Consider the following 8,128-nt stretch of genomic DNA (forward strand, 5'->3'; position numbering starts at 1 on the left):
GCCGGATCCGGTGCCGGAGGTCTCCGCCATCTCGCCGTCCACCTCGACGGCCGGAGTCCAGGCCGTCCAGGCCGCCTCCGGGATCTTCACCACCGAGGCCGATACCGGCAAGCTTCACCAGGAAGCAGTAGCCGACCGAAGCCCCGCGACCAGCGGCCTTGTCCCAACCTCACCGGAAACGAACATCACCTCACGAACCGCTCTCTAAGAGGGCATCTGATCTCGGTAGTTGGTGTTTTGGGATGCTCTTGTGACTGCTGGCGATGATGGTCGTTGCACGCCGTGTGAGTGATCGTCGTCCGTATCGCAGTGACGTGTCCGATGCCCGGTGGGCCTTGATCGAGCCTGTCTTCACCGAATGGCGCGCGCGGCGGACCGGGCCAGGCACGGCTGCTCGGGTGCACGACTTACGGGAGATCGTGAACGCGATCCTGTACGTCAACCGGACGGGCATCCCGTGGGAGTACCTGCCGCACGACTTCCCGCCGTACAAGACCGTCTACGACTACTACGCGAAGTGGGAGGCCGACGGGACTACACAGCGGGTTTACGACCTCCTGCGGGACCGGACCCGCCGGGCGCAAGGACGCACGGCGGCCCCGTCCGCAGCCGTGCTGGATGCCCAGAGCGTGAAGACCTCTTCCAACGTCGCCGAGTCCGACCAGGGCATCGACGCGGGAAAGAAGATCAAGGGACGCAAGCGCCACCTGGCGACCGACACCCTCGGTCTTCTTCTCGCGGTGATCGTGACAGCCGCATCAGTGCAGGACACAGCCGGCGGAAGGCACCTCCTCGACAACGTCGCCTCTTCGCATCCGCAGGTCGCGAAAGTCTGGGTGGACGGCGGCTACCAGAGTTCCGTGATCAATCACGGGGCCAGGCTGGGGATCGATGTCGAGGTGGTGAAACGACCCTCCATGGCTGGGTTTCAACCCCTTCCGAAACGGTGGGTCATTGAGCGGACGTTCGGCTGGCTGATGCAGCACCGCCGGCTAGCCCGTGACTACGAAGCCCTGCCTCAGCGTTCCCAGGCAATGATCCACTGGGCCATGGCTAACACAATGAGCCGAAACCTCACCGGAGAATCCGCACGAAGCTGGCGAACTGAAATGGGAGAAACGGTCATCACGGCCTGATCATTGATCAGATGCCCTCTAAGAACTCCTAACAAAAGTGGTGGACTTGACCTGGTCAGAGGTCGGTGTCGCGCACGAGGCCGCCGGGTATCGGGACGCAGTCAGCCGCGTAATCGCACGCGATAAACCCGGCGACATCGGCGATCATCCCCGGGATACTGGTCGCCCATGGATGAGGTCAAAGTCGTTGTCGCCCATTCCGAGCGCGCGACCCTGCGCGTCGGCGACGTGTTCCTGAAGGTGGACGCCGATCAGGCGCGCATCGACGTCGAGGTCGAGGCGATGTCCCTCGCGCCGGTCCCGACCCCGGAGGTCCTGTGGCGCAAGCCGCCCGTGCTCGCGATCGCCGCACTCCCGGGGACGACGCTTGGGCGCCTCGGCGGGCCGTCGACCGGATCGCCGGCGGCGTGGGCCGCGGCGGGCGCCGCCATCCGGAAGCTGCACGAAGCGCCCCTGCCGCCCCGGCCCGGCCGGGCCGGCCGGAGCATCGTCGCGCTGGCGACGGAACTCGACGACGAGTGCGAGTTGTTCGTGACGAACGGCGTCCTGCCCGCTGACCTGGTCACCCACAACCGCCAGGTCGCCGAGGCCGCGCTCCGGCCGTGGACTCCGACGTTCACGCACGGCGACCTGCAGATCGCGCACGTCTTCGTCGACGGCGACGAGGTCACGGGCATCATCGACTGGTCCGAGGCGGGCCAGGGTGATGCCCTGTACGACCTCGCCACCTTCACGCTCGGACACGAGGAGCACCTCGACGACGTCATCGCCGGCTATGGCACCGACATCGACCTCGACGTGATCCACGCGTGGTGGTCGTTGCGAAGCCTGCTGGCAGTTCGCTGGCTGATCGAGCACGGCTTCGACCCCTTCGCGCCGGGCTGTGAGGTCGACGTACTGAGATCTCGGATGTGAGGCTGCGCGGGCCCGACTGCTGCGTATGCGTTCTGACGGATCGAGCAGGCCATCCCCTGGGGCGATCGCCCGCCCTTACTCCCGACAAAGTGTGATGCGCAGTCGTCGCCAGCAGATGACGGCGCAGCCGAGGGTGACGAACGCGTGGTGGATGTCGTCGCGGATCTCCCAGCGGAGCACGAACAGGATCCCGCACAGCACCTTGCGACTATCCAGACGCTTACCTGGACGCCGCGGATTACGCGGGACGACCGGCAGCAGCGGCTCGATCCGCGCCCACATACGCCTGCTGGGGCTGGCGGATCTACAGTCGCATCCGGTCGCGCCTGGTCCCGAACACACAGAAGTCCTCTACGCCCCGCCGCCGTTGCTTCAGCGGATGGTCGAGGCGGGCTGCTTTTCGCGAGTTCGTCTCCGAGATGGCGAGCGAGTTGTGGTCGCGGCCTGACTGTCCGCGCCCTCGCGGCGCAGCGGCAGCGGCGCTCGCCGGACCGCCCGGCGCTCGTCATTGTCGGCAGCAGGTTCACGGCACACCGGCGCGCCGCCCCGCTGGCCGGCTTCGACGACGCCCTGTTCGTGGGCCCGGACGAGCTGGTCTCCGAAGGCGGCACCTGGAACGTTGGTTTCATCGATGCGAACGGCAGTGTGGTGTGGCCCAAGGCCGATGCCCTGCCCGGCGTCACCATGGCCCAGCTCCAGAAACTCCACGCTCACACCGTCGCGCCGGTCCCCGCCGACCACCTCCCTCAGATGCAGGCGGCATTCGCGACGAACACCACCATCGGCGTGCGGGCGATCAGCGCGATCGACGAAACCCAGCTCCCCACCGAACACGCCCTCCTCGTCGAGCTGCGCGAATCCTTCCTGGCCCTGCGCGGCGAGCAGGTGTAGGACGGCCTGCGTGGACCGACCGGGGGTAGCTCGCTGGACCGGCGCGAGGCCAAAGCCCTGCGCATGGCGATGCGCATGACCGTGCGCGGATTCGCTGCGGCGATCGGCGTCAGCGACCGCATGGTGTCCAAGTGGGAAAGGGTCGGGGAGAACATCACTCCCCGCCCCGGCAATCAGGCAGCGCTCGACATGCTGCTCGCCCGTTCGGGCTCGGAGGTGCAGGAGCGATTTGCGCAGCTGCTAACGGCCAAGGCCGCAGCGGGCTACGACGAGCGCACCGAAGCGCTCTTAACTCCCGTCGCACAGCACCATCGGCACCCCGTAGACGGGAAGTTGATGATCGCCGTCGAGGAAGGGATCTACCTCAGCGGAGCGGAGAACACCCCCAGCTGGATGTCGGCCTTCCCCATCGACATTTACCCGGTCACGAACGCCGACTACTTTCGCTTCACCCGTGCAACAGGCCGACCCACACCAAGGCACTGGGGACCGGACGGACGCTGCCCCGCATCTTCGACCACCCGGTGGTGTGGATCACTTGGCGCAATGCGAACGCCTACGCGGCTTGGGCGGGGAAGAGCCTGCCGACGAGCGAACCATGGGAGAAAGCCGCCCGTGGAGCCAAGGGCAGCGCCTACCCCTGGGGTGACGCGGCCACCGCCGCCAAGTGCAACGTCCAGGAGTCCGGAATAGGGCACACCACCCCCGTCTCCCGCTACCACTCCGGCGTCAGCGCCTTCGGCGTCTACGACCTGTGCGGCAACACATGGGAATGATGTGCGACCGAATCAAAACCCGGCCGCCGAGTCCTCAAAGGCAGCGCCTTCACCAGCCCCTTCGCCCACGCCGACCCAGCTGCCTTCAACGACGCCTTCGAGACGATGCGCGACAACGACACGGGATTCCCGCTGCATCACCGCCGCACTCGATCTGGGGTTCCACTGATCAGCACACACGCGCCCCATAAGAGTGAACCGGCTTTAACGTTCTTCGCCGAGGAAAGCCTTACCGCGCACCGACGACAACCGGAGGGTGTTCGACCATGGCCGACCGCACCACCGTATCGGTCCCCTGTCCGGGGAACCTGGAGAACTTCGTCCGGCTCACCAACGAGGTCACGACCCCCTTCGGTATCGGCCATCCGGCCAATACCGGTGATTGCAAACTCAGCCTCGGCGCGCTCGACCGAGCGGGGCAGCGGATGTTCACGGGGGTGGTGGACCTTCCGCCCGGGCAATCGGTCGACTGGTACCACGCGCCCGCGGGAGGAGTGGTGATTTTCGTGGAGTGCTCCGTTTCCTGTGAGGGCCGCGGGCAATTGACGTACGACACGCCCAACTCCTAGGCATTTTCGCCACATGATCTGGCAAGTGGATCACGGGCGCCTCCGCCTGAGGGCTGGGCTGCGGGAGTTCATCGCCGCGAACGCCAACTGGCTCCAGTAGCGGTGAACGGCCGCCGAAGCCGCCCCTGCGTCCACGAGCTGGAGCACACTCGGCATGCGCACCGCTTCACTCTGCGCTGCTCCTCCCACCCGACCAGGTGGACAAAAGACGTCACCGCCGCCGAAGCCACCGAACTCCTACGGTCCTTCATTGCACTGGCCGGCCCCCGGTAGCCGGGGCCGGCCATCCAGCCCCGGCACGGTCTTCCCACCGGCAGCCTGCCGACGGGTTCGTGATCTCATATTCAGTCCCGCGGACTGAGGTCGGCGGGCTCAGCTTGTTCTTTAACCTTCGTCCGGTTCCTGGCAGGGTGGCCGGCGGGCCTGGAGTGAGCGGTCGAATCGGGATGCGCTGGTCTGCGGGCCAGATGCATACTCACCGGATGGCCTTGTTCTCTCGTCGGTTCCGGGATCCGCGCAGTACCGAGAACGACTTCATCAGCTGGATCATTGTGCGATGCCCCGGTTGTGCGAAGGCCGCTCGTGTCGTTCCAGCGCCCGAAGACTCCGATCCCAGGGGGCGGATGCTGTTCAGGCCGCGGCGTCTGGTCTGCCGTGGCTGCGGACTGTCACGGGTGCGGAGCGGCCGTCTTGTCACGCTCTCCCATGGCACAGCTCAACCCGCGACGGATCCGTACTTCGGTATGCCGCTGTGGCTCCAGGTTGAGACCCGGCATGGGTGGTTGTGGGCGTACAACCTCGAACATCTCGACTTGATCCGCCGTTTCGTCCAAGCGTCGCTGCGAGAACGAGCGCCCTGGAACGACACCGGACAGAAGATGACTTTGGTGGCCCGCCTTCCGGCATGGATCAAGCGAGCGAAGAACCGAGACGAGGTCCTGCGTGCCGTCAGTCGGATCCACGCCTCGCTGGTCGCTACCTGAGCTACTCAAAAGACGTCCGAACGCTGCTCGAACTTGATCTCTGGTTGTGCTGTTCAGCTGACGTGCGCGTGGCCTCCGCCTGATCATGTGCTCCGACCAAGGTGCACGTGACCGCGACGAAGGCCGCGAGGGTGAGTCTGCTGCCTGATGCTATCCGGGGAGGTGTTCGCAAAAGCGTCACGCTTCCGCGGCGATTTCTATGCGTGTTTGACCGCCCGGAGTGATGATCTGTTCGAGCCGGCAGATGCCGTGCTGTGCAGGGATGGGGCGGTGAAGTCGGCAGTGGACCTGACTCTGTTGCCGGAGAACTGCCGTGGAAACGGCGCGATGTACGACGCGCTCAATCACGGCCGGGTCGAGGCCGATCGGCTGCGGATGGTACTGGCCAGCCTGCCGCTTCCGCGGTTCCCCGACAGCCGGTTGATCCTGGCCGTGAAGAAGCACACCTTGGACCGAGAAGCACTTGAGTGACCGAGCACCCAGTCGTCCAACAGCCCATCGTCGTCGGTGGAGAAGCCGCCCCCAAGGAGAGCCAGACGACGCACGGGAACGAGAGTCACGGGATTTCCTCCACAGGAGACGGCACGCAGGAGCGGAAGGGTGCACCGAACGTTTCCGGACCATCGACGGGCTCCGCAAACGAATAGTCCCCCTTACGTGCCCCCTCCTGTCAGCTCAAGAGCCGCCAGGCCACCCGGTACTGACGCCATCTCGTATCAAACTGTCGTGAGTAGGCTGTGTTTGCGGTGTGTTCCCGTGCAGCTGTCAATTGCTGGTGAGATCCACCCATACCCACGGCTCGTGGTGCCATGAGCGCACTTCGCCGACGATGAGTTCGACGGTTGTTCCCACTGGCGGGAGGTCCTGCGCCAGAAGCCTCACGCTTGGCTCGTTGCCGCGGCGGATGGTGTCGAGTGATGCGCCGACGGGCTCGTATTCGTTGAGCTTCGCCGTGATGCCCCATGGCTGGTGGCCAGTGATGGTCGCTTGGACGGGATCGCCCGGGTGAAGCTCGCTGAGGGGCCGCTTCGGCTTGTCTGACATGGCAGCATCATCTCGCTCTGTCACCAGCAGGGCACCGGTGGAGGACGTAGTTCGCCCAGGGCATGCCGGATTCCTTGGCACGCCGCTCAGGGCACTGGGCGGCGTAGCCGATCGCGTGGATGTGCTGACCGGGACAGCGGCCGGGGAAGAGCCATGGACTGCTGTGATTGACGGCGATGTTGTGGGGCCCCTGTTCTCCGCGTGCTCTCGCAAGACCTGCCCGAAGGGCTCTGGAACGGGTACCGAGCCGTGCTCGCCGAAGGTGACCTGCACCTCGGTTCCGTTGACGTCGAGATCGTCCATGGCCAGGGTGGCGACGCGGGTGAGGGGCTGTGCGCTCCAATTAGGGCGGTACCGAACTGTCCGGAGGGCAGTGGTAGGGGATCGTGGTCGCCCGCGCCTTCTACCGCGATGCCGCCGTGCTCATGCTCGACGAGCCGACCAGCGCGATGGACTCCCGCGCCGAGCACCCGGTCATCAGCCGGTTCAAGGAGCTCGCCGCGGGCAAGACCGCCGTGTTCGTGACCCACAACCTGGAGAACGCCCGCATCGCGGACCGCATCGTCGTCCTCGACGGCGGTCAGGTGCGCGAAGAAGGTGATTGGCAGGCGCTTACGGATCTTGGCGGGCTCTTCGCGGAGCTCTACAAACTCGCCCAGGACCGGTGACCTGCACGGCGACCGCGTTCCTCCACGTCCCAGGCCCGGCTGCTGCACGGCGAAAACGGGAGCTGCGGGCGCAGACCCAACCTCGGGAAGCCGCGGGGCGTCTGACCGGGTATGAACAGGATGAGCGACGAGGAGATTGTCCGGGCTGTGCGGCGGCTGGCGGCGATGGAAGGCGAGCGAGACCGGCTGGCCGAGCGGGTGGGTGACCTCCGGACGGCGGTGACGGCGGAGGAACTGGCAGAGCGTGACCGGCGGGGCAACGCCATGGCGGACATGGACGCCAGCATCCTGCTGCAGTCGATCGAAGTGCTGGACCGGATGGGCATGAGGAACGCCGCGATGGCGGTGCAGCACGTGGCCGAGGTGGAAGGACTGCTGCCGCGGCTATGAGCACCCGGGGCCGGGCCGACCATGTGATCCGGCGTCCGCCACCGCCGCCCAGCTCACCTACGACCTCGCGTGCCGCCGCTACGCCGCCACGGGCGCCCCCGGCCCGCTGAACGCCTACCCCTCCGGAGCCGACGTCCCTCCGGAGAACCCGCTGCCCACCGATCAGGTCGGCGAAGGGCGGCGCCTGGCCCACCGTCTACACATGCTGCGCTGGGAGGCCGGCCAGCACACCCAGGAACTGGCTCCGGCCCACATGGCCGACCGGGTCGACGCCGGAGCTGAGCCAGAAGGAGATTGGCGGAGGTCATAGGGGCGCCGTGCGGGCGGTGGGGCGGCTTCTTACGGGCCTGCTGGCGTACGGCGGCAAGCAGTCAGCGGACCTGGCGGGGATCCCGGGCATCACTCCTGGCGTGCTGCTCGCCGAGCTGGCCAGCGGCCAGGGTGAGCGTCCAGAGCAAGAACATCCCGGCAGCGAAGGGTGGCACAGCTGTGTCCCGCAAGCCTCTTGGGGGACGATCCCCGTCCGTCTGACATGCCTCACCGAGAAGCAGGCCGATGGCGATGAGGAGAGGGCCGACCCAGCGATACGACAGAACCAGCTGCCATCTCCACCACAGGACGAGCAGGGTCAGGCCAGCCGCCACGACAACCATGCACGAGTTCGTTAGGGCTCGCAGAGAATCAACGTGTTGCTTCACGTGATTCGGCTCGTTGGTCTGGTATGGGCGTCTCCGATGAAGTTCGTGGTCAACTCGC

10 protein-coding genes and 3 pseudogenes are annotated in these 8,128 nt (G+C 66.3%); 9 read left to right on the plus strand and 4 right to left on the minus strand.

Annotation, left to right across the window (positions count from 1 at the left end; genetic code table 11):
* Positions 1 to 284 precede the first annotated feature (284 nt).
* Both AB0I10_RS39290 and AB0I10_RS39295 read left to right on the plus strand, forming a co-directional pair.
* Complete coding sequence (locus tag AB0I10_RS39290; protein WP_363157552.1) at positions 285 to 1,136, plus strand: IS5 family transposase; 852 nt, start codon at positions 285 to 287, stop codon at positions 1,134 to 1,136.
* Positions 1,137 to 1,304: 168 nt separating this feature from the next.
* Entirely contained in the window at positions 1,305 to 2,051 is a 747-nt protein-coding gene (locus tag AB0I10_RS39295; RefSeq protein WP_363157545.1) for a phosphotransferase, read from the plus strand.
* A gap of 75 nt (positions 2,052 to 2,126) precedes the next feature.
* On the opposite strand, the gene AB0I10_RS39300 is transcribed toward AB0I10_RS39295, so the two are convergent.
* Both AB0I10_RS39300 and AB0I10_RS39305 read right to left on the minus strand, forming a co-directional pair.
* A complete protein-coding gene (locus AB0I10_RS39300; protein WP_363157554.1) occupies positions 2,127 to 2,252 on the minus strand; it encodes a hypothetical protein in 126 nt (41 codons plus the stop codon).
* Positions 2,226 to 2,333: pseudogene (locus AB0I10_RS39305) on the minus strand (IS5/IS1182 family transposase); the annotation flags it as partial. The gene AB0I10_RS39300 and the pseudogene AB0I10_RS39305, both read right to left, overlap by 27 nt.
* Before the next feature lie 225 nt (positions 2,334 to 2,558).
* On the opposite strand from AB0I10_RS39305, the gene AB0I10_RS39310 reads away from it, so the two are divergent.
* From AB0I10_RS39310 to AB0I10_RS39330, 5 genes and pseudogenes are all read left to right on the plus strand, one after another.
* Positions 2,559 to 2,942, plus strand: a complete 384-nt coding sequence (locus AB0I10_RS39310) for an aminotransferase class IV (protein ID WP_363157553.1) — start codon at positions 2,559 to 2,561, stop codon at positions 2,940 to 2,942.
* Positions 2,943 to 3,466: 524 nt separating this feature from the next.
* The gene (locus AB0I10_RS39315) at positions 3,467 to 3,718 is read left to right on the plus strand and encodes an SUMF1/EgtB/PvdO family nonheme iron enzyme (RefSeq protein WP_363157546.1); all 252 of its coding nucleotides are present in this window, start codon (positions 3,467 to 3,469) and stop codon (positions 3,716 to 3,718) included.
* Between the two features lie 266 nt (positions 3,719 to 3,984).
* A complete protein-coding gene (locus tag AB0I10_RS39320) occupies positions 3,985 to 4,287 on the plus strand; it encodes a hypothetical protein (RefSeq protein ID WP_363157547.1) in 303 nt (100 codons plus the stop codon).
* Between the two features lie 482 nt (positions 4,288 to 4,769).
* Entirely contained in the window at positions 4,770 to 5,270 is a 501-nt protein-coding gene (locus tag AB0I10_RS39325) for a hypothetical protein (protein ID WP_363157548.1), read from the plus strand.
* Positions 5,271 to 5,401: 131 nt separating this feature from the next.
* Positions 5,402 to 5,705, plus strand: a pseudogene (locus tag AB0I10_RS39330) (transposase); the annotation flags it as partial.
* Positions 5,706 to 5,707: 2 nt separating this feature from the next.
* On the opposite strand, the pseudogene AB0I10_RS39335 reads toward AB0I10_RS39330, so the two are convergent.
* Both AB0I10_RS39335 and AB0I10_RS39340 read right to left on the minus strand, forming a co-directional pair.
* Positions 5,708 to 5,815: pseudogene (locus tag AB0I10_RS39335) on the minus strand (peptidase E); the annotation flags it as partial.
* A gap of 220 nt (positions 5,816 to 6,035) precedes the next feature.
* Positions 6,036 to 6,314, minus strand: coding sequence for a hypothetical protein (locus AB0I10_RS39340; RefSeq protein ID WP_363157549.1), 279 nt, complete (start codon positions 6,312 to 6,314; stop codon positions 6,036 to 6,038).
* 386 nt (positions 6,315 to 6,700) lie between these two features.
* Between AB0I10_RS39340 and AB0I10_RS39345 the strand changes: the two genes are divergently transcribed.
* Positions 6,701 to 6,982: a hypothetical protein gene (locus tag AB0I10_RS39345; RefSeq protein WP_363157550.1), complete on the plus strand. Its 282-nt coding sequence runs from the start codon at positions 6,701 to 6,703 to the stop codon at positions 6,980 to 6,982.
* A 120-nt stretch (positions 6,983 to 7,102) separates the two neighbouring features.
* Positions 7,103 to 7,372 (plus strand): hypothetical protein, encoded by a 270-nt coding sequence (locus AB0I10_RS39350; protein ID WP_363157551.1) that lies wholly within the window; start codon positions 7,103 to 7,105, stop codon positions 7,370 to 7,372.
* Positions 7,373 to 8,128: the final 756 nt, after the last annotated feature.

This window comes from Streptomyces sp. NPDC050636 (assembly GCF_040654775.1).
Lineage (GTDB): Bacteria > Actinomycetota > Actinomycetes > Streptomycetales > Streptomycetaceae > Streptomyces.

What these genes read in the sequence shown, in the direction of transcription:
- AB0I10_RS39295 (WP_363157545.1), top strand. Translation starts at nt 1,305, where the DNA reads ATGGATGAGGTCAAAGTCGTTGTCGCCCATTCCGAGCGCGCGACCCTG.
- AB0I10_RS39320 (WP_363157547.1), top strand. Translation starts at nt 3,985, where the DNA reads ATGGCCGACCGCACCACCGTATCGGTCCCCTGTCCGGGGAACCTGGAG.
- AB0I10_RS39325 (WP_363157548.1), top strand. Translation starts at nt 4,770, where the DNA reads ATGGCCTTGTTCTCTCGTCGGTTCCGGGATCCGCGCAGTACCGAGAAC.
- AB0I10_RS39340 (WP_363157549.1), bottom strand. Translation starts at nt 6,314, where the DNA reads ATGTCAGACAAGCCGAAGCGGCCCCTCAGCGAGCTTCACCCGGGCGAT.
- AB0I10_RS39350 (WP_363157551.1), top strand. Translation starts at nt 7,103, where the DNA reads ATGAGCGACGAGGAGATTGTCCGGGCTGTGCGGCGGCTGGCGGCGATG.